Here is a 24421-nt window from a genome sequence, read left to right as displayed (position 1 = left end):
GGTAACGTTGCAACCCGCTCCCGGGGAGGGGGCTTGAAGCCAAGGGTCGAAGACCCGATGAGGAGGAGATGGAAATGACGCTTACCTTCAGAAAATACATGCTGGCGGCAGCCTCGGTGATCGCGCTTGCGGGTGCAAGTCCGGCCTTTGCCGCCACGGAATTGACCGTCCAGCGCTTCTTCGGCGCTTGCGATGCCGATTTCGGTACCAACACCGATGTCAGCAAGGCCGTCGGCGAATGCGGCATCATCACCTCCCTGATCAACAAGTTCAATGCCGACAATCCGGATGTTCATGTGACGGTGACCACCGTCGAATGGCCAGGCTACGATCAGCTGACGGCGCAGTTTGCTGCAGGGGACCCGCCCGATATCGTCACCGTCCATCAATCGGTGCTTGCCGACTATCAGTCCAAGGGCCTGCTCATGCCGCTGGATGACGTGTTGAAGTCCGTCGGTGTGGCGTCGTCCGACTTTACCGATGCCAGCCTCAATGGCGTGACCAAGGACGGCAAGATCTACGGGCTGCCGATCGACAACTGGACCATGCTGTACCACATCAACATGGATCTCTTCAAAAAGGCCGATCTGGTCAATGCAGATGGCACTCCGAAGCTTCCGACGAGCGTCGACGAGCTCCTTGCGCAGGCCAAGCAGTTCAAGGAAAAGACCGGCAAGCCATACTTCGTCCAGAACCTGGCGAACGAAGTCGCTCTTTATACCCGCAACTTATATACGTACCTCTTCCAGCAGGATTCGACCTTCTTTGCTGATCCGAAGCAGGTCAAGATCAATACGCCCGAGGCCAAGAAGGTCCTCGAGATGTACAAGGCGATTTACGACAACGGTTACACCACCAAGGATCTCGACTACGCAGCCGGCATCAACGCCTTCCTGGCCGGCGAAGGTGGCGTTCACCTGAACGGTACCTGGGTCATCGGTGACTACACGGCGTCGTCGCAAAAGGCTGGTAGCGCGCTTAACGCTGGCGGCTATGCCGTCTATCCCTATCCGCAGCTCTTTGCGGGCAAGAAGGCGCAGTATGCCGATGGTCATAGCTGGGCGGTGTCGCAGAAAGACCGGTCTGAGGATGAGACCGCTGCAATCGGCAAATTCCTGAAGTTCTTCCATGACAACGACTTCGACTGGTCGCGCACCGGCCATCTGCCGTCCGTCAAGGCAGTTCTGGAATCAGACAAGTTCAAGGCGCTCCCGCATCGTGACACGATCTCGGCCGTCGCCACGCTTGGAACACCCTTGCCGTCGACGGTTCAGCGCCAGTTCGCAATTCAGGACATCATCGGCCAGGAAATGAGCGCTGCGATCACTGGTCAGAAGGAGGTCGATGCAGCACTCGCTGACATGGAAAAACGCATCAACGAGTTGCTCGCCAACATCTGAGGCTCAACTCTCTCCCGAGCCTCAGGAGCAGATGCCCGCCGCCGGTCTCGCGGCGGGCATTTCCGTTATCGGCGCCGCAGGCCCGAACATGCGCGATTTTAGCGCGCTCGCTTGGTTCCGTCGAATGACAGCAACAGTGCAAGCCCGATCAAACCGGCCAAAGCACCGATGATCGCCGTCCCGGAATAGCCGCTGACAGTGGTTCCGATCGCAAACAGAAGCGCGCTCAGCCCAGCGCTCACGAAAATATTGACGGATATGAGCGCACTGCCGAGGCCCGGGCGCTCCGCGATCAGATCCTGCAGATAGGTGATCGGGATCGAGATGAGGGCCGCAGCGCCGATCCCGCTGATGATGGTCAATGCGTAGACATGCCAGGCAGCAGAGGCAAAGCCGAGCAAGACGAGGTAGACGACGTAGATGATCGTGCCGATCGCCAGGGCCGTGACATGGCTCATGATCCGCTGGGCACGCCCCCACACGACGATAAAGACGACCTCGAGGAAGGCGACGATCCCGACCAGTATTCCGACATCGCCGACGGTCGCGTGCGCGGGTCCGGTGACGATCAATGGCAGGATGGCGCCATTCACGTGAAGGGTACTGCTGATCAGCGACACCGCGATCACGCGGAGGAAGACGCGCGGCGAGACGACTTCTGCAAGGGCTGCAAGATAGGAAAGATGGTGTGTGGCCGCCTTGTCCGTTCCGCGCTGGCGCGGCAGGAAGAGAGCAATCAGACCAAGGCACGCCGTGCAGGCGAGGCTCGCAAACAAGTAGGCCGGCAGCATGCTTGTTGATCGCGACAAGACGACACCGACAAGGCCTGGCACGACGACCCAGGAAAGCGAGATCATCGCCCTCACGCCGGAGTTGACTGCAGCAACCTCGCCGCGCGGCATTCTGCTGGTCCTGGCGCGCACATTGGCAAAGAGCAGCGAATTGAGTGCATTGTAGACCGGCAGCAGAAGCAGCCCACTGATTATGAAGGTTGCCTGAGCAGGAACGAGATAGACCGCGCCGTAGCCGAAAATTCCAAAGACGGTAACCGTGAGCATCAGCGCTCGATATTCGCCAAGCCGGTCGGCAAGATTGCCAAGCAGGATGCTGACGGTGACGTTGACGGCTGCGGCCGCAAATATCAGCGCCGAGTAGAGGGTATTGCTCAGACCCAATTCGCGAATGCCAATCACCGACTGGTACGGCGAGGTCGCCGCTCCGGCAAAGCCAAAGGCAAAGATCGCAAGCATGCTGACCCGGATCGTCGGGTCGCGATAAACATCGGAGAGGAAACGGGCCATGACATGGATCGGGCGGTGACAGGTCACCGGGATTGCGGATGAAGGGGCTCCAGCAGCTTCGCGGTGAGGACGAAACCTGCTGGCGCGAAAGATCAGTCTTGCCAACGCGCCGAAATGCGCGCACGCGGTGCGTAGTCAAAGGTGCGATCGAACGGGAAGGTCGGTCGAGCGCGTCGATTGCTGACCAGGCCTTCGATGTCCTGGTTGACGACGCCGTCGGTCAAGGCCATCAGGTTCGGATTGGCGATCACCGCCAGTTCCGGGGAAAGATAACCGGACTTGACCACCAGCAGCCGCACTGACTTCGGATCGAGCCCAAGCCGCCCGAAATCCGAGATCGCGTGATATGGACGCCGCCGTGCCGCGAGCACCACGACAATACCCCCGGTGCTTATGACCGCCTGACGCTCCGCCTCCGGACCCGGGTCATCGAGAAGAATGACTTCGGCTTCAATGCCAACGGCTTTGCTCGACGGGTCAAGGGCGGCGCCGACGTCAAGTGCGATCGTTGCACCCTTGCCGGCCGTAAAGCATGCCGCCACGGCCGGCGGATCCGTGATGCCGGCAACCAGCACGCCTTCAAACCGACGGGCGAGCAGCGCCGCCAGCACGTCGGCCCGATCGCCAACGCCGCCGCCGGTCGGATTGTCGGCCGAATCTGCCAGGATGACCGGCGCTGTCGACGCGTTCGCCGCCATGTCGAGCATGGCGTCGAGTGGACCGGTAACGGCGCCAAAGACGAAATCGTCGCGCGCATTCCAATAGGAAAGCGCAATCTCTTCGGCCGCTGTCAGAGCTGCTTGCTTGTCTGTCGCGGTCACGACCGCGCAGGCGCTCGCCCGCGGTTCGTCCGCCCACACATAGCCGATCATCAAATTGGCATCGAGCACGCCGGCGCGCCGATCAATTGCAGAAAGGGCTTTGTAGAGGCTCCTTGCGGGCTCGTCCTCGCTCGACGTACGCTCGCCCGGCCACAAAACCGGCACCGGGGCCCAGGCGACACCTGGCCGCGTGCCTGACATCAGGGCGTCGACCAGCAATGACCATGCACGCACCATCGTTTCGCGCACATCAATATGCGGGGCCGTGCGGTAGGCCGCGAATATATCGAGCTGGTCGACGATCCTCTGACTGACATTGCCATGCAGATCATAGCTCGCAGCGACCACGCAATCTGGACCGACGACAGAGCGGGCCGCGGCAATCCAGTCGCCCTCGGCGTCGTCCATGCCCTCGACGTTCATGGCGCCATGCATCGCAAGATAAAGGCCCTCGACGGGCAAGGCAGCCTTCAACCGATCAAGAAATTCGGTCTTGAATGCCTCGTAGGCCACTATCGAGACCGGCCCCCCTGGCACTGCGCGCGCATGCAACAGCGGTAAGTGCTCAACTCCATCGGCTTTCAAAAATCCGAAATAGTCGGACGCCAGGAGATCCGCGCCGCGCAGAACGCGGAAGTCCTCGATTGTCATCAGCACCGGCGAATAGGTGCTGCATTCCGTGTGAATTCCGCCCACTGCAATCCGCATCGTCGGCCTCACAATTTCGGGCTCAGGGGTACGATCGCAGCGAAGCGGTGCCAGTCCTTCATCGCACGAGGCGTCCATGCGGCTTCCGCAATCGCCGGCAGGCGAGGGAAGACAAGCCGGTTGAAATAGCCGCGCGACAGGAAATGTTCCGACCATATGCAGGCCTGAACGCCTTTCATCTTGTCCTTCAATTCCTCCGGGAAGTCGCCCTCTGCATCATAGGCGTAGGTGTGTGCCGGCGGCACGGTTCCGGCCCAGCTTGCACCAGGCTCCTGGAACGCCTCCGCCTGCACCATGTCGAGATAATAAGCCTGGCCAGGGGTCATGACGACCTCGTAGCCTGCCTTGGCCAGATCGATACCGACCTGCGGGTTCTCCCAGGCCATCAGCAGCGTGTCCCTGGCTGCGACACCGCCACCGTGCGCCACTTCGTTCCAACCGGCGAGCTTGCGACCGCGCGCCGTCAGCATGTCCTTCACGCGCTTCAGGAAGTAGGATTGCAGCGCAAATGTGCCCGAGATTCCTTCCTTCTCCATCAATGCCTTGGCAAGTGGCGATGCAAGCCATGAACCGTTTGCCACCTCGTCACCGCCGATATGGAGGTAAGCGGATGGGAAGAGTTCGACCATCTCGTCAAGCACCTTTTCGAGAAATTCATAGGTCAGCGCCACCGCGGGATTGAGCGCATTGTTCGGATATCCCTGGACGGAATGGTAGCTCTCCGGCGCTTCCTGGCCGTCTGTCAGATCCGGCAGCGCCGTCAATGTCGCTGTGCTGTGGCCGGGAATGTCGATCTCGGGGATGATTTCCACATTCAATTGCGCAGCATGCGCAACGATGTCGCGCACATCGGCCTGGGAATAAAAGCCGCCGACAGGCTCGGCACTGTTGCCGAGTTGTGGCAGGAGCGGCTGATCCGGACCGCGAAGGACGCCCGTCGTCGTCAGTTCGGGATAGGCCTTGATTTCAAGACGCCAGGCCTCGTCGTCGGTCAGATGCCAGTGGAAGATATTGAGCTTCAGCCAGGCGAGGATGTCGATCAGCCGCATGATGTCGGCTTTGGGATAGAACTGACGCGAAACGTCGAGATGGCAGCCGCGCCATCCGTATCTCGGCCTGTCGGAAATCGTCCCGGAGATCGGAAAGCGAAACGTTTGCGGTTGGCTGCGGGCTCCATGCAGGAGCTGGGCAAGCGAGGTCAACCCATATTGACGCCCGGCGGCATCGGCAAAGGACAATGTGATCCGTGTGGCCGAAAAGCCGAGCTTGTAGGCTTCCGGGGGCAGGGCGGCATCGACCAGAAACTGCACGGGCCGTCCCTGCGGCGAGGGCCCGAGATTGAAGGGCGCATGATCGCTCTCGAACAGTCGAAGGCAAAGGCAAAGCAGCGTCGAGACTGCCCGCTCGTCGTCTCTCGAGGATCCTTCCGCTGGATAAAGAACGACGGGGAAATCATCCCCCGGCCTGGCGTCGATGTCCGCCGGCCAGGGCTGCAATGAAAACGGCAGTGAGAGCTTGCCTTCAGGAAGCAAGACCGGAGGCGGCGCGTTCACGCGTCCTTCAAGAAGCAAATCGGAAACGGCAACCGTGATGTGTTTCCCATCCTGAAGCGTCACATAGGCGGACTTTGCACCATCGGTGCAGTGGCGAGCCGGCCGGTGGAGGCCGCTGACAGTGAAAGTCCAGCGACTGCCGGGCGCGAGCGTAAATCCCTGCGGCGGAGCAAACTCATGGAAATTGGCGTTGCGACGCAGAAAGGTCGCGTTCTCACAGGCCTTCGCATCGATGACGCGTGTGAGCGACGTATAGACCAGCGTGAAGCCGGAAAGCGCGACTTCAGAGAGATTGAAAAGGGAAAAAGTGAAGCGCCCGTTCGGGCCACCATCCGGCTGCCACGAACTCTCCAGGCGATAAGGCGCCAACGTCATATCTGTTCCTCTCTTTGCAAGTCTCTTAATAATGCTCGGACTGCGTGAATGTCCGGGCAAGCTCAGCCTGACCGGCAGTCAGTCCGCAATCCACCGGCAGGCAGACGCCGGTGATTGCGCCAGCCTGCGGTCCGGCAAGAAATGCCACCGCATTGGCGACATCCTTGGGGTCGACGACCCGCTGGAGCGGGTACCAGCGGCGGGCCTCTTCGAAGACGTTGGGGTTGGCGGCAGCGCGCGCCTCCCATGCCTGTGTGCGCACGGTGCCGGGTGCGACCGCGTTCGAGCGGATACCGAGCTTTCCATATTCCACCGCAACCAGCTTGGTGAAGTGCAGCAGTCCAGCTTTGGCTGCGCTATAGGCGGGATGGCCAAAGACGTTCATGCCGTTCACGGATGCGATGTTGATCACCGAACCCTTCGACGCCTCGAGCAGATCTTCGACGGCGCGGAAGCACAAGAAGGCAGCCTCGAGATTAAGCGCATTGTCCATCCTCCAGATTTCGGGGGTGGTGTCGTGCAGGCTGACGGCGCGTGCTGCCCCGGCATTGTTGATCAGCGTGCGCACCGAACCAAGCAAGGCGGCCTGCCGTGCCATTTCGGCGACACTTGTTTGGCTGGTCACGTCTGCGCCGTGGGCGACAAAACGGGCGGTTGGGCCGAGAGCGCGGGCGGCCTTTTCGGCCGCGGCGAGGTCGATATCGACCATGAAGATGACATCGTGCTCGTCTGCGAGCCGCTCTGCAATGGCCCGTCCAATATCGCCCGCAGCACCGGTTACGATCGCTATCGTCTGTGTCATGCGCCATTCCTTCTTGGCATGGAACTGTCAGTCCCCGAGCAGTTGCCGATCGTCGCCATCGCGGTGGGCAACAAGCTGCTGCTTGATGCGGCGAAGGGCGACCGCCGCCTTTGGCTGGATTGCATAGGCGACGAGACTGGCGAGAATATCGACGACCGCCAGATAGGCGATGCGCGTCGAGGTCGGACGGAAGATATTGCTTCCTTCCTGCAGGTCTATGGGCACAACAATTTCAGCTACTTGCGCGACCGGGCTATTGCTTTGGGTGAGCGCGATCGTCGTCACTTTGGATTCGCGCGCAAGCGCAAAAGCGCGCACGAGTTCGGCGTTGCGCCCGGTGAAGGATGATCCGATCAACACGTCCGTCGATTTGGCGGCGGCCGCCATCATCAATTGCATGCCATGGTCCGAACTTGCCGTCACATGTAGGCCGAAGCGAAACAGTCGGTTCTGCAATTCGCTGGCGATCATTGACGAGTTTCCACCGGAGCCGAAGGCATAAATCATGTCGGCGCGCGAAAGTCGCTCGGCCGCCAGCTCGATTGCAGCAAGGTCGAGCGAACGATGAAGCAGGAAAAGCGCGTTCTGTGCCTTGGTGATGATGTCCTGCGCGACATCGCCCGGGTTGGTGCTTTTGGGTTCCGGTTTGAGGTAACGCATGCCGACATAGGCTGTCCTTGCGAGCTGGACCTTGAAGTCGGAAAAGCTCTCGCACCCTAGTCGGCGGCAGAAGCGCGTCACCGTCGGCGGTGACACATCGGCCTTTTCGGCAAGCTCGATGATCGAGGCGTTGACCGCAAACTCGAAGTCGTTGAGGAGGATATCCGCGATACGGTTTTCCGAAGGCGAAAGCCTGGCCTTCTCTTCCTGCAATGTCGAGAAAATGTCCATCCCGTCCCCCGTCGGCTACTGGTCCTTCGGCTTGTACGCTACGCAGTCGATTTCGACCTTGCAATCGACCATCATCGAAGACTGCACACAGGCCCTCGCCGGCGGATGGCCGCCGAAATACTCTTGGTAGATCGCGTTGAATGTCCAGAAGTCACGCGGATCATCGAGCCACACGCCGCAGCGTACCACATGCTCCACGCCGTATCCGGCTTCTTTGAGAACCGCCAGCACGTTCTTAATCGTCTTGTGCGTCTGCGCGACGATATTTCCATCGACGATTTCGCCATTTTCCATGGCAACCTGACCCGAGACATAGAGCCAGCCGTCTGCTTCGACAGCACGCGCAAAGGGCAGGGGTTTGCCGCCGGCACCTTCCTGAACCGCGCCATAACGCTTGATGGACATCGACCGATCCTTGCAAATTATTTTCGTATTAAGTTGACAACTCACCATAGAAAGCGGAATTTGACCAGTGAAAAACGCCGTTCATGAAAAGAATTTCAATCCGGGGGAGATAATGCGCGATCCGTTCAAGAACCCATTTCCTGCGTCCGACGTTGCGCGGCACTCAATATGGGAGATGCTGGTTCCCCGTGACATCGATGCCTTCCTGGCCGCCGACTGGTCAATGGTCGAAGATGATTTCGTCGAGGAGGGCTTCATCGGTATCGATGGACGCAATGAGACAAGCCCGGACAGGTGGCGTCTCGCATTTCCGACCCTGTCGGCCTATCGCGACGAGTGGCTGCGCCAGGCCAGGGACTTCGCAACGCAGTCCTTCTCGGAAGACACACGCACTGCCATCTTCACGACGACAACGCTCGAGGACATCGAGATCGAAGGCGACATGGCGCTCGTGCGCAAGAAGTTCGATGGTGGACTTGCCAAGGCCGACGGTACACGTGATGTGATGCAGTGGCAGACGCTTTACTATTGCCGCCTTTATGACGGCCGCTGGAAGATATTCGGCTTTACCGGCTATTTGCCGAACCCGATGGGCTGATCAACACAAAGGCCAGGATCCTTGCGCATTTTCACGGCGGCACTCGCAACCGAGACCAACACCTTTTCTCCCATCTGCGTCGATCGGCGCGCGTTCGAGGCGTCTCTCTACGCGCCGCCCGGCCAGCATCCGCAAACGCCCACTCTCTGTTCGGCTCCCATCACCGTGGGGCGCCGGGTCTGCGCTGAGAAGGGATGGGAGCTGATCGAGGGAACGGCTGCCTGGGCTGATCCGGCCGGACTGGTGAACCGTTCGACCTATGAGGGGCTGCGCGACGAGATACTGGATCAGCTCAAAGCCGCGATGCCGGTCGATGCCGTCGTCCTCGGCCTGCATGGCGCCATGGTTGCGGCCGGCTACGAGGATACGGAAGGCGATGTGTTGGCGCGCGTGCGCGAGGTCGTCGGACCCGACATCCTCGTCTGCGCCGAGCTTGATCCGCATAGCCACCTGACGGCCAAGCGGCTCAAAGCCGCCGATTTCTTCGTCTATTTCAAGGAGTTCCCGCACACGGACTTCGTCGATCGAGCCGAGGATCTCTGGCGGATTGCGGTCGAGACACTGGAGGGCCGGCTGCGCCCGGTCATGTCCGTCTTCGATTGCCGGATGATCGACGTCTATCCGACGTCGCGCGATCCGATGCGCTCCTTTGTCGACAAGATCATGCGCCAGGAGAAGGAAGACGCTGACATCGTGTCAATCTCCGTCATCCATGGCTTCATGGCAGGCGACGTACCGGAAATGGGCACCAAGATGCTTGTCGTCACCAACGACAAGCCGGACAAGGGCGAGGCTTTGGCGCGTGAACTCGGGCTCGAGCTCTTTGCCAAACGCGGCACCTTCATCATGCCGCAAATTGACGAAGTCGAGGCCGTGACGCAGGCGGTTGCCGCGACCTCCTGGCCTGTCGTCATCGCCGACGTCTGGGACAATCCGGGCGGCGGCACGGCGGGCGATGCCACCGTCCTTCTGCGGGAGCTTCTGGATCGGAAGGTCAGTGGTGCTGCAATCGGCACGATCTGGGATCCAATGGCGGTGAAGATCTGCATGGCGGCGGGTGAGGGTGCTGAGATTCCATTGCGCTTCGGCGCAAAGTCTGCCCCAGGCACCGGCAACCCGATCGATGGCATCGTCAAGGTGGTGACGCTCGTCGAGAACGCAGAGATGCGGTTCGGCGAGAGCTTTGCGCCGTTCGGCGATGCCGTGCACATCACGCTCAACGGCATCGATATCATCCTGAATTCGACGCGCGCCCAGAGTTTCGATCCAAGCCTTTTTTCCGTCATGGGGATCGATCCGACGTCCAAGAAGATCCTGGTCATCAAATCGACCAATCATTTTTATGCGTCCTTCTCGAAAATCGCTGCCGAAATCATTTACTGCTCGGCTGGAACGCCTTATCCCAACAATCCAGCCAAGACACCCTACCGTCGGGCGCCGAACAATATCTGGCCGATGGTCGCCAACCCTCACGGCCGCTAACGCGGAGCAGCGTCACATGCAGGAAAATCCCTTCGCCGTCGTCGCCAAGCCGGGTGACAGGGTCGCTGATCTCTCGACACCGCGCCCGATCATCGATGAGGATCGGCTGGCGGCAAACATCGCCCGGACGCAGGCCTATATGGATCAGCATGGGTTGAACTTTCGGCCGCATATCAAGACGCACAAGATTCCTGCGCTTGCAGCCGAGCAGATCGCGGCCGGCGCCAAGGGCATCAATTGCCAGAAGATCAGCGAGGCGGAAGCCTTCGCTGCGGCCGGCTTTGAAGACATCCTCATTACCTTCAACATCCTCGGCCCACAAAAGCTCGAGCGGCTCGGCGCGCTGAACGAGCGGATCTCCAGTCTCAAGGTGGTCGCCGACAGCGCGGTGACGATCGATGGCCTGTCGTCTCACTTCGCATCCTTAAAACCATTGACCGTTCTCGTCGAGTGCGACACCGGCGGCGGGCGCTGCGGTGTCCAGACGCCTGAAGAAGCGCGACGCCTGGCAGGACGGATCAGCGACGCACCGGGGTTGACCTTCGGCGGTCTTCTCAACTACCCAAGACCCGGCTCCGCCGCGGCGGTTCAAGCGTTCTTCGAAAATGCACTTTCGCTCATCGAAAATGATGGGATTTCGTGTCCGGTCGTCAGTAATGGTGGCACGCCAAGCCTTTTTGAGGCGCATCTCGTCACTGCCGCGACCGAGCATCGCGCTGGGACATATATCTATAACGATCGCTCGATGGTGCGCGCCGGCCATTGCAGCGAAGCTGACTGTGCCATGCATGTGCTGGCAACCGTGGTGTCCCGTCCGACCGCCGATCGCGCGGTCATTGACGCCGGATCAAAGGCGCTGACCTCCGACCTGCTCGGTTTTGCCGATTTCGGAACCGTGGTCGGCTATCCCGAGGCGGTGATTACAGGACTGTCCGAGGAACACGGCGTCATCGACCTATCGAGATGCAAAGACAGCCGCCCCGAGATCGGCGAGAAGATCCGCATCATCCCCAACCACACCTGCGTCGTCTCCAATCTGTTCGACACGATGGTCTTTCATCGTGACGGCGTGGTAACGCGCGTCGAGGAGGTGGCCGCCCGCGGCCTCGTCTGGTAGGCAGCCAAGGGCGCTGCCCACTTTGAAAGCTCCGTCCCGCATTGTGTGAAGGTTTGCTCGCCGCAACCACCTTGTGGTGCGCCGATCGAGTGGCGCCCACGCCCTTCAATCTGGCGGCGAAAATGAAGATGTGCAATACTCGTATTGGACGACCGCAATCTTTGAGGCGGGCTCGTCGGCACGAGTGTTACATCGTCGCCACCGACCTCTTCGCTGGCGCGACAGCCATCGCCGCCTTACGGCGTCATTCGAGCAGCATTGACTTCCAACAAGCCCACGCCGGTGGGCATGCCACGCGAACCCTTGGATTTTATCCCGAGAGGCCGCCTCTTGCGTTGGGCGTCAATGAAGATTGAGGCAGATCAACGGAGGGTACATGCCATGAATAGCATGAGAAATCTTTGCTTTGGTCTATTGGCTTCCGCACTGACATCCGCGCTGGCTGGACCAACAGTTGCGCAGCAACAGCAGCCCAAACCCAATATCCTTGTAATCATGGGTGACGACATCGGCTGGTTCAACCTTGGTGCCTATCACCGGGGAATCATGTCCGGGAAGACGCCCAACCTCGACAAACTGGCATCCGAAGGCATGATGTTCACTGACTACTATGCAGAGGCGAGTTGCACAGCGGGCCGGGCGAGTTTTATCACCGGGGAAATTCCGCTGCGTACAGGCTTGACGACCGTTGGTCAGGCGGGAGCAGACGTTGGGATGCCCGACAAGGCAGCTACGCTCGCTGCCGTGCTCAAGGATGAGGGGTACACCACTGGTCAGTTCGGCAAGAACCATCTTGGTGATCTGAACAAGTATCTACCGACACTGCATGGGTTCGATGAGTTCTTCGGTTATCTCTATCATCTCGATGCGATGTCAGATCCCTACTGGTACTCGTTTCCGAATGACCAGTCGTACCGCGATAAGGTCGGGCCGCGGAATTTGGTCCACAGCTTTGCAACGGATACGGATGACACGAGCGAAGAGCCGCGTTGGGGTAAAATCGGCAAGCAGAGGATCGTGGACGAGGGCCCGCTGGCGCCATATCCAGATATGTCCAATGTGCCGAACATGCACGACGTGATGCCCAAGGCCAAGTACGATATGGGCACCTTCGACGAAGTGCTGGTCAAGGCTTCGTGCGACTTCATGGACAAAGCCAAGACCAACGGCAAACCGTTCTTCGTCTGGCACAACACGACGCGCATGCACGTCTGGACTTTTCTGTCGCCGAAATACCAGGCTCTCATGAACAGCGACAGCAACTTTGGTCTTGAAGAGGCCGGCGTGGCACAGCTCGATGACAGTGTCGGCGCGCTGCTGAAATGCGTGGAGGATTCCGGCGAGACCGGCAACACCATCGTTATCTTTACGACCGACAATGGGGCCGAAGTGTTCACCTGGCCCGACGGTGGGATGACCCCGTTCAAGGGCACTAAGGGTACGGCGATGGAAGGCGGCTTCCGCGCGCCAGCCATCATCCGTTGGCCGGGCAAGGTTAGACCGGGCACCGTCGAGAACGGCATATTTTCCGCTCTGGATTGGTTCCCGACACTGGCAGCAGCTGCTGGCAACACCGAGGTCATTGACCAGTTACTCAAAGGTGTGAAACTGGGCGACAGGACCTACAAGAACCATCTTGATGGCTACAACCAGATGGATCTTCTGCTCGGAAAATCGCCGTCCGCACGGCATGAATTCTTCTACTTCGCCGGCCCTGCTCTCGGGGCAATTCGCATCGATAACTTCAAGTTCCAGTTCCTGCAGCAGCCGCAAGGCTGGCCCGGTGCGAAGGTTACAACCGACATGCCGACCATGGTCAATATCCGCCAGGATCCATTCGAACGGACACCGTCAATTGGTCAGCAGAGCCTCAATGACCTCGGTGGCGGCTATATGAACGACTTCTTTGCTCGCGAGTTCTGGCGCTTTGTCAGCGTCCAGCAGGAAGTCGCAAAGCTTGCACTCACGGCGGTCGATTACCCGCCGATGCAGGACCCGGCCTCCTTCAATCTGGATGCGGTCAAGAGGCAGATCGACGCTGCGATCAAGAACAAGCCGGGCAATTGACAACCCGTGCTGAAGCTAGGGGCAGCCCCTGCAGGGGCTGCCCCAGCACCTTATGCCTTTGAGCCATCTGCCAGGTCAGTGTTGCCTGAGACGAGGCACAGTTCTCACCGGTTGCAATTCAAGACGTTAAGCAAGATGCCACGTCGCAATCGCACCGAGCGCCTTCCTTTGATGTAGGGCCCTTGACCTTACGCAATTGAAAAATATCTTCTTTTGCGCGGGCATTTGGCGCGCGGGGAGGTGACGTCGATGAGAATCTCGGTTGCATTGGGAGTAGCAGCAAGTCTGTTGGCGATCTCGGCGGCTGAATCGCCGGGGCAATGGCAGACCTATCATGGTGTGCGGATGGATTCCGATCCTGTGCTTTTGGCGCGGTTCGATAGGGTGTATCGCTATTGCGAGCCCGAAGCCGTCCGCCGCGGCTCGCCCTATCCGGCGAATGCTTGGCACGTGACGGCACTCAGGAGTTGCATGTACCGCTTCGGGGTCGTGGACCGGGGGGCCTATGCCTACCCAGCCAACAGGCTGTTTTATCCCTTGTATTGAAGAGGCGAGGCCGCTGGGTCGTGACCGGTCATGCGGCCGTCGGGTTGAGCAGGTTCATGTCGATGTCCGTCAGTTCCACACGACGCTCGAACGATATGCCCGCCGCGTCGAACAGATGGCAGTCTGCAACATTTATCCCGGCTGCCAACGGCTGATCGGGGCGAACTGCGGCGCTCCCAGGAAGCGTTGCGCAGAAATTCTCGCCTTCGCCGTTAAGCGCTGCATAGGCCACCGTCTGTGCCCCAAGCCGCTCGATGACCGTTGGCGTAACAGTCAGCGTGATGTCACCCTTCCCGACCTGGATATGCTCGGGGCGCACACCCAATACAAGCGGATTACCAACAACACCCTGGCGCGGCGTAACCGGGATCATTGCCGTCTGCCCCTTGTATTCAACTTCGACGCCGGTGTCGCTGACGCCCGTGCAGGTGACGGGCAGGAAGTTCATTTTCGGATTGCCGATGAAGCCGGCGACGAAGATATTGGCCGGCTTGTGGTAAAGCTCCAAGGGTGCACCGGTCTGAGCGATCTCGCCGGCATTCAGAACGACAATCCGGTCCGCCATGGTCATCGCCTCGATCTGGTCGTGCGTGACGTAAATCATCGTCGCCTTCAGCTGGCGATGCAGTTTTGCAAGCTCGATGCGCATGTCGGCGCGAAGGGCCGCGTCGAGGTTGGACAGTGGCTCGTCGAAGAGAAAGATTTTCGGCTCGCGCACAATCGCGCGGCCGATTGCGACGCGCTGACGCTGGCCACCAGAAAGCATCCCGGGCTTTTGCTGCAGGCGCTGATCCAGGTGAAGGATACGCGCGGCATGCTCTACCTTGGCTTTCAACTTCTCTTCTTCCATCTTCTCCACGCGCAGTGGGAAGGCGATGTTTTCGAAAACGCTCATATGCGGGTAAAGCGCATAGGACTGGAAGACCATGGCAATACCGCGCTTGACCGGGGGGAGGTCGTTCACTCTCAGACCGTCGATGACGATGTCACCCGCCGTCGTGGCATCGAGGCCGGCAATCATGCGCAGCAACGTCGACTTGCCGCAGCCGGACGGCCCGACGAAGACCACGAACTCGCCGTTCTTAACCTCAAGCTTGACGCTCTTTAAAACCTCGTAGTCGCCGTAGAATTTTTGAACGTTACTAAGAAGAAGCTGTCCCACGGTACTTTCCCCGGCCGCCTTAAAGGCGGCTTGCTGTTTGACGTGACAGACAAGGGGGCGCGCCGAAAGCGCGTCCCCTTGCTGAAGCAATGGCTTATTTGTACTGCTCGAGATCGGCCGCGGCCTTTTTCAGTGCGTCCGCCGGTTCGGCTTTGCCGGTAACGACCGACTGGACCATCTCGATCATGACGTTCTGGAAGCCCTTGTAATCCTTGAAGAGCGGCTCCGGCCCACCATAGGAGATGCCGTCGATCAGCGGCTTCCAATAGGGATCCTGCTTCACGAATTCATCAACCTTTGCGGACGGACGCAGTGGTGTCAGGCCCGCGCCGCCCTGGAGCTCGTATTCACCCTGCGGACCAGGCGCAGTGATAAACTTGGCGAACTCGACTGCTTTGTCCTCCACACCCGATCCCTTAAAGATCGCCAGGCTGTCGGTGATCAGAAGCGTACCTTCGCCCTTGGCTGACGGGCCAAGCGGTAGCGGTGCGATGCCCCAGTTGATCTTGGTATCCTTCAAACGGGTGGCAGCGCCCGAACCGGCCTGGATCATGCCGACCTTGCCATCGAGGAAAATGGCGCGGATTTCGTTCTGTTCGTAAGCGGTTGCACCCTCGACGGAATAGGGCGTGATGTCCTTGTAAGCCTTAAGGGCTGCAAGAACTTCGGGGCTGTCGGCCACGATCTTGTCGCCATCGATGATCTTGCCGTTGTTGCTATAAACCCAGTGCATGAACTGGTGCATGGTGTTGTCGAAGGTTTTTGCCGGCAGACCGTAGCCGGCAATTCCGGTCTTTTCCTTGATGGCCTTGGCGTCAGCGATTTCGTCAGCCCAGGTCTTCGGCGGCTTTTCGGGGTCAAGACCGGCCTGCTTGAAAAGATCCTTGTTCCAGTAAAGCGCCTTGGTGGAGAAGGCGATCGGTACACCCCATTGGGTGTCATTGAAGGTGACGGTATCGACAATGTTCGGATAGTAGCTCTTTTTCTCGTCCTCGCTCATCGGCACCGGAACGATGAGGTCGTTTTCGGCGAATTCCTTGAGCGTGCGTGAGCCGACATAGGCCATGGCGACTGGCGTACCGGCGGCAGCCAGCGTCGTTGCCTTGTCCTGGCACTGCTCCCAGCCGACAACCTCGGGCGTAACCTTCCAGCCGGGGTTCTTGCCTTCCCATTCCTTGATGTACTTCTCATGGATGGGGTCAATCTTGTCGCCGCAGTAGATCCAGCTGATCTCCTTGTCAGCGGCGTGGGCGCTCATGGTGCCCAGCGCGGTCGAGCCGAGCAGGGCAAGGGCGATCAGCCCGGTCTTAAATTGTATCGTCAATTTGTTAGCTCCCGTTTTTCTCTGGTGGTTGACTTACTGTTTCACCGCGCCCGCGGTCAGCCCGCTGACGAGATACCGTTGAAGGAAGAAAATCACGATCATGGCCGGCGCAATGCCGACGAAGCTCGCAGCCATCAGCTCATTCCAGACCACTTCCTGACGGCCGAAGTAGGCAAAGAGCCCGACCGGCAGAGGGGCAAATTCGGTCTTGGAGTTAAAGGTGAGCGCGAAGATGAACTGCTGGGCGTAGGAGCCGATGAAGGTGGTGATCGCAACCACCATGATGCCGGGCATCGCAATCGGCAGGATGACGCGGCGAAGCGTGTAGAATTGGCTGGCACCGTCAACGAAGGCAGCCTCGTCCAGTTCCCTCGGGATTCGGATCATGTAGGTTCTAAGCAGCCAGATCGCGGACGGAATAAGGAAGGCGACACCCGGAACCATGATCGCAAAATAGGTATTGAGCAGCCCGAGCGAGCGCATCAACCTGAAAAGCGGAATGAGGAGCACTGCCCCCGAAAACATGTTGACCGCCAGGAACGCGCCAAGCAATAGCCCGGCGCCCTTGAATTCAAAGCGGGCAAATGCGTAGGAAGCAGGGATGACGAGGACCAGAACGACAGCGGTCACGACGGTGGAGATAAAGAACGAGTTGAAGATGTAGCGCGCAAAGCCTGGCACGCTGACCCACATCGTCCGGTACGCCTCGAAGGAACCGTTCTCGGGAATGAACCGATAAGGCGAGGAGAAGAGCTGGCTGAGCGGTTTCAGTGATACGAGAAAGCCCTCGACGAAGGGAGAAAGCACGAAGGTGAGGAACACCAGGACGCCGGCATAGATGCCGATCATTTCATACCATTTGTACCGATTGATGAGCAGATGGGTTTGCATCATCGCTTGTCTCCGGAGGCAAGGCGGCTGGTCAGCCGGAAGTAGCAGACACAGAAGATCGACAGGAAAATGCAGATCAGCACGGCGCGTGCGGCACCTTCGCCATACTTGTTGGACCCAATCGCCGTGCGGTAGGTATCGATGATCATCGTCGTCGTTTCGCCGCTTGGACCGCCACGCGTCAGGATCCAGATGATGTCGAAGGAATTGAACGTGGCAATGAGCGACAGCATCGACATGGTGATCATCGAAGGGACGATCAGCGGCAGGGTAATGCGCCGGAAGCGATAGAAACGACCGGCACCGTCTGTCCAGGCAGCTTCATAGAGATCCTGAGGAATGGCCTGCATGGCCGCCAGCATATAGAGGGTGACCAGCGGAACCCCAATCCAGACATCCGTGATAATCGTCGCCCAGAACGCCGTCGAACCCTGTGCGAGAAAGGCCACCGGAGCATCCACCAGGCCGAAGCGCTGCAGCATGCCGGAAATCATCCCGAACTGGCCGTTATACATCCAGCCCCACATGAAGATGCCGATCGCCATCGGGACAATCCAGGGCGGCATGGTCAATACGCGAAAGAGTGCCCTGCCTGGCACTGCCGAATTCAGCATGGTGGCGCCGAAGACGCCGATGATCATCTTGATCGATACGGAAAAGAAGGTCCAGATGAAGGTGCGGATAATGACTTCCGCAAATGTGGCGTTGAAGATCTTCTCGTAGTTCACCCAGCCGACCCAGTTCGTCGTCTTCTTCAGCGATGCGTCGGTGAAGGATAAGATGAACGTGTCGACCAGCGGATAGGCAACGATCGCTAGCACATAGAGCACTGCCGGAAGGAGAAGGATCCAGGCGAAGATGACTGCGTTGCGTTGGACGCTCATCTTGCCGACCTCCTCAAGCCGCTCTTGCGTGCAGGGCCTCGTCGAACCTGTCCCAGACGGGACGCAGATCAACAACCGCCTTCTTCATGCGCGCCTCGTCCATCGACAGGGCGAGAATGCCCGCTTCGAGGGCGTTAAGCGTAGAAACGGGAAGCTCAGTGCCTGTGCGCACGCTATCGAGGAGGTCGGCGGCCATCTGCTCGTCGGCACCGTAATGCTGCGACAACTCGGTCGCCACGTACTTGTTCTCGACCACCTTCTTGCCGGTCAACTGCTCATGAACGTCGAGATAGCCGCGGACGAAATCGCCCTCCGCCATGCCGCGCGATCCCATGATGGCAAAGCGTCGAAATTGGTCAGGAACGTTGAGATTGGTATGGAAATTCATACCCACGCCGTTGGCATATTCGACAATGGCAACCTGATAATCGATGATGTCGGCGTCGCTGTCGAACACCTTGTCGGAGCCCATCCAGCCGCTCGGCTTGCGATGAAAGAGCTGCAGGTCGTTGATGCCTTCTCGTGCGGGGTCGTTTGCCGGCGTGAAGCTCTTGCGGCCGCCGAAGCTTGCAACGCGCTCCGGCCGGACACCGACGATGCCATTGTAGAGATCGAGATCATGGCAGCACTTTTCCAGCATGAAGCTGCCGGAATAGCGCTCATAACGGCGCCAGTCGCGCATGAAGAAGGCGCCGTGATAAGGCTCGATGTGCTCGGCCGCTTCGATCGACACGATCTGGCCGAGCTTGCCTGCGGCCTGAATGGCGCGCAGGTCCTTGTAGAGCGGCGAGTAGCGCAGCACGAGGCCAACCATCAAACGCTCATGGCCGAACTTTGCCATCAGACGCGCGAGCTCGATGCTCTCGGCGATCGTCGTGACGATCGGTTTTTCGCAAAACACCTTCAGGCCGCTTTCGAGACCCAGCCTGATGTGGTCGAGATGCATGTGGTTCGGGGAACCGATCATCAGAAGATCGAGCTTTTCGTGGGCGATCAGATCTTCGGGGGAAGCATAGGCAGTGCCGGCAGAAATGCCCTTTTCGACGAGACCTGGAAGACCCGCCGGATCGGGGTCGACATACCCGACGATCTCGAAGCTCTCATCGACAGACTTGAAGACATAGCCAAGGTAGCCGAGCCGGAAGCCGAGCCCGATAATTCCCACTTTCATGCTATTCTCGTTCCCACTTACGTAATTTATTTTCGTCAAGTTGGGACAAAAATTCGAACTCGTCAACACGAATCGCGCGAAAAGTTGAAGTGGTGAAATTAATTTTCATAGCGATCGATTTTCGAGGCTCCTGGGCCTTCAACTCAGAACACGGAAAACGTTTTCGCCGCCATCCAAGCGCGGCGACGAATCTCACCTGTTGTCTCGAGCCACGGCCGCAAGTGAGATCTAGCGGTTTCGACGCTTGCCTTCGAGTAGATCGAGAACCGAATTTGCCGCCTCCAGGACATTGGTGCCGGGGCCAAAGACAGCTGCCACACCATGGTCCATCAGGAAGTCATAATCCTGCCGCGGGATAACGCCGCCGACGACGACGATGACGTCCTCGGCGCCCCGAGCTTTCAGTTCCTCGACAAGTTGTGGTGCCAGTGTCTTGTGGCCTGCTGCAAGCGACGAGATGCCGACCACGTGCACTTTGCTGACAACGGCGAGATCGGCCGCTTCCTTTGGCGTCTGGAATAGTGGCCCCGCCAGGACGTCGAAGCCGATATCTCCAAACGCCGAGGCAATCACCTTGGCGCCGCGGTCGTGGCCATCCTGACCGAGTTTTGCAACCATGATCTTCGGCCTGTGTCCGAGAATCATGCCGATTGCGGTCATGCGGTCCTTCAGCACTGCGAGCTCTGGCTCATCACGATAGGCTTGACCATAGACATCCTTGATGACCTCAGGCTCAGCTGCGTGATCACCGAAGGCGCGACGCATGGCATCCGAGATCTCGCCAACGGTCGCGCGCGCGCGCGCCGCTTCGACGGCTGCCGCAAGCAGATTGCCGTGGCCGCGGCTTGCCACTTGCGCAAGCGCGTCGAGTGCTGCCTTGACAGCCGCCCCATCACGCCGGCGTTTCGTCTCGTCGATCCGCTTGATCTGGGCGGAGCGTACGGCGGCGTTGTCGATCGCCAGGATCTCGATCTCCTCTTCTGTCTCAAGACGGTACTTGTTGACGCCGACAATGACCTCGCAGCCCATGTCGACGGCCGCCTGGCGTCGTGTCGCGGCTTCCTCGATCAGCCGCTTGGGCAAGCCTTCGTTGACCGCCTTCGTCATGCCGCCGAGCGCCTCCACTTCCTCGATCAGATCCCACGCCTTGTCTGCAAGTTCCTTCGTCATGCTCTCGACGTAGTAGGAGCCTGCAAGCGGATCGACGACCTTTGTCACGCCCGTCTCGTGCTGCAGAATGAGCTGCGTATTGCGCGCGATGCGTGCCGAAAACTCAGTTGGCAGGGCAATCGCCTCATCGAACGAATTGGTATGGAGCGACTGTGTACCGCCAAGCACTGCCGACATTGCCTCAAAAGCGGTCCGGATGATGTTGTTGTAGGGATCCTGCTCCTGCAGCGATACGCCCGACGTCTGACAATGGGTGCGCAGCATCAGCGACGAGGCCTTCTTCGGCTTAAACTCCTCCATGATGCGCGTCCACAAGAGACGTGCAGCACGCAGCTTTGCCGCCTCCATGAAGAAATTCATGCCAATGGCGAAAAAGAAGGAAAGGCGACCGGCGAAATCGTCGACGTCCAACCCCTTGGCAAGTGCGGCGCGAACGTATTCGCGGCCATCGGCGAGCGTAAACGCAAGCTCCTGCACCAGCGTCGCACCGGCCTCCTGCATGTGGTAGCCGGAGATCGAGATGGAATTGAACTTCGGCATCTCCTTGGCTGCATATTCGATGATGTCGGCGACAATCCGCATCGAAGGTTCCGGCGGGTAGATGTAGGTGTTGCGGACCATGAACTCCTTCAAAATGTCATTCTGGATGGTCCCTGAAAGCGCGGCGCGAGGCACACCCTGTTCCTCGCCGGCAACGATAAAACTCGCCAGTATCGGGATGACCGCGCCGTTCATCGTCATCGAGACAGAGACTTTCTCCAGTGGGATGCCATCGAACAGGATCTTCATGTCCTCGACACTGTCGATCGCAACGCCTGCCTTGCCGACATCGCCGACAACGCGCGGATGATCGCTGTCATAGCCGCGATGTGTGGCAAGGTCGAAGGCGACGGAAACGCCCTGCTGGCCGGAGCCAAGCGCCTTGCGATAAAAGGCGTTGGAAGCTTCCGCAGTGGAGAAGCCGGCATATTGACGAATTGTCCATGGTCGGCCGGCATACATCGTGGCACGCGGTCCGCGGGTAAAGGGCGCAAAGCCCGGCAGCGTTCCGAGGTGCTCGGCGCCTTCGATGTCGGCCTCGGTATAAAGCGGCTTGACGTCTATCCCTTCGGGCGTGTTCCAGACGAGCGTTTCGGGCGCGGCCTTCAGCTCTTTCTCGGCTAGGGCCCGCCAATCGCCAAGCGTCTTCTTCGTCATCTCATCCTCCGGCATTCTTCTTTTGCCGCAGGCTAGCACTTTAGCAGCACGCGACGCGATAGAGCCCCAGGATATTTTATCAAGCGGCTTCTTCGCAGTTCTGAGCTCTAGTGAGCGACCCTGACGCGATGGGCTGCGAGGCCACGCCTTGACAGAGGTTCAACGAAGGGGTTAATGGGTAACCGATAACCCATGGGAGGAAGCGGGTTGACGGCATCGTTGTCTGACATCGCTGAAAGGGCAGGCGTCTCTGTAAAGACCGTCTCCGGCGCGCTCCACGGCGGCTCTGCCCGGATGTCGGACGAGACCCGCGCAAGAATCAAGGCGATTGCGGACGAGCTTGGCTATGTCACCAATCTTGCAGCACGCGGTGTTCGGCAAGGATGGCTGCCACTCATTGGCGTCGTCGCTGACGAACTCATTACCTCACCCTTCGCTACGGAAATCATCCGCGGCCTCGACGGCGCGGCCCGGAGCGCGGAAATGGCCGTCTTCGCGATGAATCTCAGCGGCAATCGCAACGTGGCATCAGTCCTGGAGGAAGTTCGCCGGTTCCGTCCGCGCGCTATCGCATTCGCCGCGATGTATCACAAAACAGTGGCCCTCGGCCCCGACCTTTCCAAAAGCGTCGGTGTCATGATCAATTGCCGCGAATCTGCAGGTCGCGTGGCGTCGCTGGTGCCGGACGAGGAGGGGGCGGCGGCAGAAATAACGCGCTATCTCCTTGCCGCCGGACGGCGGCGAATTGCCTTCGTCAATCTTCCCGGCATCCTGGCAGGGGAACTGCGTGAAAAGGGCTTCAGAAAGGCGCTGGAGGAAGCGGGGCTTGGTCCGGTTGCCGTCTTGCCGGCTGTCCGTCGAACGATCTATAGCGATCGCGCTCCAACTCTCGTCCTGTCGCATCTGACGGCGCTGATGGCGGCAGACACACGTCCCGATGCCATCTTGTGCGGCAACGATCGTGTCGCGATGGAGGTCTATGCCGCGCTACGTCGCCTGGGGGCTGCAATTCCGGATGACGTTGCCGTGGCGAGCTTCGACAATCAGGTCGAAATTGCCTCGCGTCTCGATCCACCGTTGACGACGATGGCGTTGCCACATCGCGCAATGGGTCGCCTTGCCGCCGAGATTCTGCTTTCAGCAGATAGCGGCCAGCCGACGCTGCGAAAACTGCCGTTCCAGCTCGTCGCGCGGTCATCCGTGTAAATGTCGTCGAACCACGTCTACCAAGGAGGAGACTATAATGGGTAATCGTTTACTGTATGCACTGCTTTTGACTTCGGCCTCACTTGCCGCGAGCGCCGGTTGGGCCGATGCAAAAACCGTCATTCACATGATGCACCAGGGCGATCCAGGTTGGGTCAAGGCATATGCGGACGTCGCCAAGCGCTTCGAGGAGGCCAATCCAGACGTCGATATCGAATTCATCTATGCGCCCCATGACGCCTACAATGAGAAGTTCAGCGCCGCCGTCATGTCCAAGCAGCTGCCGGACATTATGGAGCTGGATGCACCTTTCCTCGCCAACTATGTTTGGTCGGGCTATCTCCAGCCGATCAAGCCGCTGATCGACAAGGACATCGTCAGCGACATGACGGCATCGAACGTGTCTCAGGGGACATACCCGATCGACAAGGAGCTCTACGCAGTCGGCCTTACGGACTCCTCCGTCGTCCTATACGGTAACAAGAAGTACCTTGAAGCCATCGGCGCTCGCATCCCGAAGTCGGTTGACGAGGCCTGGACCAAGCAGGAATTTGAAGGCTATCTGGAAAAGCTCGCGAAGCTCGACGGCGTCAAATGGCCGATCGACACGTTCCGTGGCTACGGTATCAAGACAGAATGGATCACTTATGCCTACGGCCCGCTGCTCGAAAGCGCCGGGTGCGATCTGATCGACCGCAAGACCTGGAAGGCGTCCGGCACGCTCGATAGTGGCGCCTGCGTCGGGGCGCTGACCATGTTGCAAACCTGGGTAAAGAATGGCTGGGTCGTGCCGGGGTCGTCGGGCACCAATCAGTTCTATGCACAAGGCCGTCCGGCCGCACTCGCACTTGGGGGGCATTGGTTCTATGCCGAGGCGGCCGCAGCAATGAAGGACGATATCGTTGTCATGCCGCTGCCGAAGCTGGGCGACAAGGGCGTAAGCCCCAACGGTACCTGGATCTGGGGAATCACCAAGACATCCGAACATCCCGACATCGCCGGAAGATTCCTGAGCTTCCTGCTGAAGGACAAGGACTACCGTGAATATGCCAGGCAGGAGTCGGCCTTCCCAGGCCTGAAAAGCTTTGCTGCGGCCTCACCTTTATACGCTGAGGGCGGCCCGATGGCCGTTGCATTTGAGCAGGCGCAGAAAACTGCCATCGCTCGCCCCCCGCATCCAGCCTATCCCGCAATCACCGCAGCTTTCATGCAGGCTGCAGACAAGGCCTTCAACGGCGGCGACGTGAAAGAGGCTCTGTCCGAGGCTGCTCAGAAGATCGACGAGGACATCGAGGACAACGACGGCTATCCGCCATTCGACAGCCAGGAGTAACCGTCCTTGCTCAGGGC

General features: G+C 59.3%; 20 protein-coding genes. 8 read left to right on the top strand and 12 right to left on the bottom strand.

Annotation, left to right across the window (positions count from 1 at the left end; genetic code table 11):
- The first annotated feature begins 74 nt into the window (after positions 1–74).
- Positions 75–1400, top strand: coding sequence for an extracellular solute-binding protein (locus ATY79_RS00605; RefSeq protein WP_088702606.1), 1326 nt, complete (start codon positions 75–77; stop codon positions 1398–1400).
- A 98-nt stretch (positions 1401–1498) separates the two neighbouring features.
- Here ATY79_RS00605 and ATY79_RS00600 read toward each other — a convergent pair whose 3' ends face one another.
- The 6 genes from ATY79_RS00600 to ATY79_RS00575 are packed head-to-tail and all read right to left on the bottom strand — an operon-like array spanning position 1499 to position 8256.
- Positions 1499–2806 carry an MFS transporter gene (locus ATY79_RS00600; RefSeq protein ID WP_348627554.1) on the bottom strand — a complete coding sequence of 436 codons (1308 nt, stop codon included), beginning with the start codon at positions 2804–2806 and terminating at the stop codon, positions 1499–1501.
- Positions 2794–4230, bottom strand: a complete 1437-nt coding sequence (locus ATY79_RS00595; RefSeq protein ID WP_088702604.1) for a M81 family metallopeptidase — start codon at positions 4228–4230, stop codon at positions 2794–2796. The genes ATY79_RS00600 and ATY79_RS00595 overlap by 13 nt, the downstream gene beginning before the upstream one ends.
- An 8-nt stretch (positions 4231–4238) precedes the next feature.
- Positions 4239–6158, bottom strand: a complete 1920-nt coding sequence (locus ATY79_RS00590) for a beta-N-acetylhexosaminidase (RefSeq protein ID WP_088702603.1) — start codon at positions 6156–6158, stop codon at positions 4239–4241.
- Positions 6159–6183: 25 nt separating this feature from the next.
- On the bottom strand, positions 6184–6960 hold the full coding sequence (locus ATY79_RS00585; protein WP_088702602.1) for an SDR family oxidoreductase: 777 nt from the start codon (positions 6958–6960) through the stop codon (positions 6184–6186).
- 27 nt (positions 6961–6987) lie between these two features.
- Positions 6988–7851: a MurR/RpiR family transcriptional regulator gene (locus ATY79_RS00580; protein WP_088702601.1), complete on the bottom strand. Its 864-nt coding sequence runs from the start codon at positions 7849–7851 to the stop codon at positions 6988–6990.
- A 15-nt stretch (positions 7852–7866) separates the two neighbouring features.
- On the bottom strand, positions 7867–8256 hold the full coding sequence (locus tag ATY79_RS00575) for a RidA family protein (RefSeq protein WP_088702600.1): 390 nt from the start codon (positions 8254–8256) through the stop codon (positions 7867–7869).
- A gap of 112 nt (positions 8257–8368) precedes the next feature.
- Between ATY79_RS00575 and ATY79_RS00570 the strand changes: the two genes are divergently transcribed.
- The 5 genes from ATY79_RS00570 to ATY79_RS00550 all read left to right on the top strand — a co-directional run bounded on the left by ATY79_RS00570 (position 8369) and on the right by ATY79_RS00550 (position 14066).
- The gene (locus ATY79_RS00570) at positions 8369–8854 is read left to right on the top strand and encodes a hypothetical protein (RefSeq protein ID WP_088702993.1); all 486 of its coding nucleotides are present in this window, start codon (positions 8369–8371) and stop codon (positions 8852–8854) included.
- Positions 8855–8875: 21 nt separating this feature from the next.
- Entirely contained in the window at positions 8876–10336 is a 1461-nt protein-coding gene (locus tag ATY79_RS00565; RefSeq protein ID WP_088702599.1) for a M81 family metallopeptidase, read from the top strand.
- A 16-nt stretch (positions 10337–10352) separates the two neighbouring features.
- Positions 10353–11453 carry a D-TA family PLP-dependent enzyme gene (locus ATY79_RS00560; RefSeq protein ID WP_088702598.1) on the top strand — a complete coding sequence of 367 codons (1101 nt, stop codon included), beginning with the start codon at positions 10353–10355 and terminating at the stop codon, positions 11451–11453.
- Between the two features lie 381 nt (positions 11454–11834).
- Complete coding sequence (locus tag ATY79_RS00555) at positions 11835–13520, top strand: arylsulfatase (RefSeq protein WP_088702597.1); 1686 nt, start codon at positions 11835–11837, stop codon at positions 13518–13520.
- A 249-nt stretch (positions 13521–13769) separates the two neighbouring features.
- Positions 13770–14066, top strand: a complete 297-nt coding sequence (locus ATY79_RS00550; protein ID WP_088702596.1) for a hypothetical protein — start codon at positions 13770–13772, stop codon at positions 14064–14066.
- Between the two features lie 28 nt (positions 14067–14094).
- Here ATY79_RS00550 and ugpC read toward each other — a convergent pair whose 3' ends face one another.
- The 6 genes from ugpC to scpA form a co-directional block, all read right to left on the bottom strand.
- The gene (ugpC, locus tag ATY79_RS00545) at positions 14095–15228 is read right to left on the bottom strand and encodes a sn-glycerol-3-phosphate ABC transporter ATP-binding protein UgpC (RefSeq protein ID WP_088702595.1); all 1134 of its coding nucleotides are present in this window, start codon (positions 15226–15228) and stop codon (positions 14095–14097) included.
- Between the two features lie 94 nt (positions 15229–15322).
- On the bottom strand, positions 15323–16552 hold the full coding sequence (locus ATY79_RS00540; RefSeq protein ID WP_088702594.1) for an ABC transporter substrate-binding protein: 1230 nt from the start codon (positions 16550–16552) through the stop codon (positions 15323–15325).
- Positions 16553–16585: 33 nt separating this feature from the next.
- Entirely contained in the window at positions 16586–17443 is an 858-nt protein-coding gene (locus ATY79_RS00535) for a carbohydrate ABC transporter permease (protein ID WP_189637947.1), read from the bottom strand.
- Positions 17443–18327: a sugar ABC transporter permease gene (locus ATY79_RS00530; protein WP_088702592.1), complete on the bottom strand. Its 885-nt coding sequence runs from the start codon at positions 18325–18327 to the stop codon at positions 17443–17445. The genes ATY79_RS00535 and ATY79_RS00530 overlap by 1 nt, the downstream gene beginning before the upstream one ends.
- Before the next feature lie 13 nt (positions 18328–18340).
- On the bottom strand, positions 18341–19498 hold the full coding sequence (locus ATY79_RS00525) for a Gfo/Idh/MocA family oxidoreductase (RefSeq protein ID WP_088702591.1): 1158 nt from the start codon (positions 19496–19498) through the stop codon (positions 18341–18343).
- 228 nt (positions 19499–19726) lie between these two features.
- Entirely contained in the window at positions 19727–21865 is a 2139-nt protein-coding gene (gene scpA / locus ATY79_RS00520) for a methylmalonyl-CoA mutase (RefSeq protein ID WP_088702992.1), read from the bottom strand.
- 192 nt (positions 21866–22057) lie between these two features.
- On the opposite strand from scpA, the gene ATY79_RS00515 reads away from it, so the two are divergent.
- Together ATY79_RS00515 and ATY79_RS00510 are read left to right on the top strand one after the other, a co-directional pair.
- The gene (locus ATY79_RS00515) at positions 22058–23071 is read left to right on the top strand and encodes a LacI family DNA-binding transcriptional regulator (RefSeq protein WP_189637934.1); all 1014 of its coding nucleotides are present in this window, start codon (positions 22058–22060) and stop codon (positions 23069–23071) included.
- A 37-nt stretch (positions 23072–23108) separates the two neighbouring features.
- Positions 23109–24404, top strand: a complete 1296-nt coding sequence (locus tag ATY79_RS00510; RefSeq protein WP_088702589.1) for a sugar ABC transporter substrate-binding protein — start codon at positions 23109–23111, stop codon at positions 24402–24404.
- Positions 24405–24421: the final 17 nt, after the last annotated feature.

Origin of the sequence: Rhizobium sp. R693, assembly GCF_002211315.1 — a bacterium.
In the GTDB taxonomy this organism is placed as follows: Bacteria; Pseudomonadota; Alphaproteobacteria; order Rhizobiales; family Rhizobiaceae; genus Rhizobium.
The sequence above is the reverse complement of the archived record's forward strand: the minus strand, read 5'-3'. Positions and strand labels throughout refer to the sequence as shown.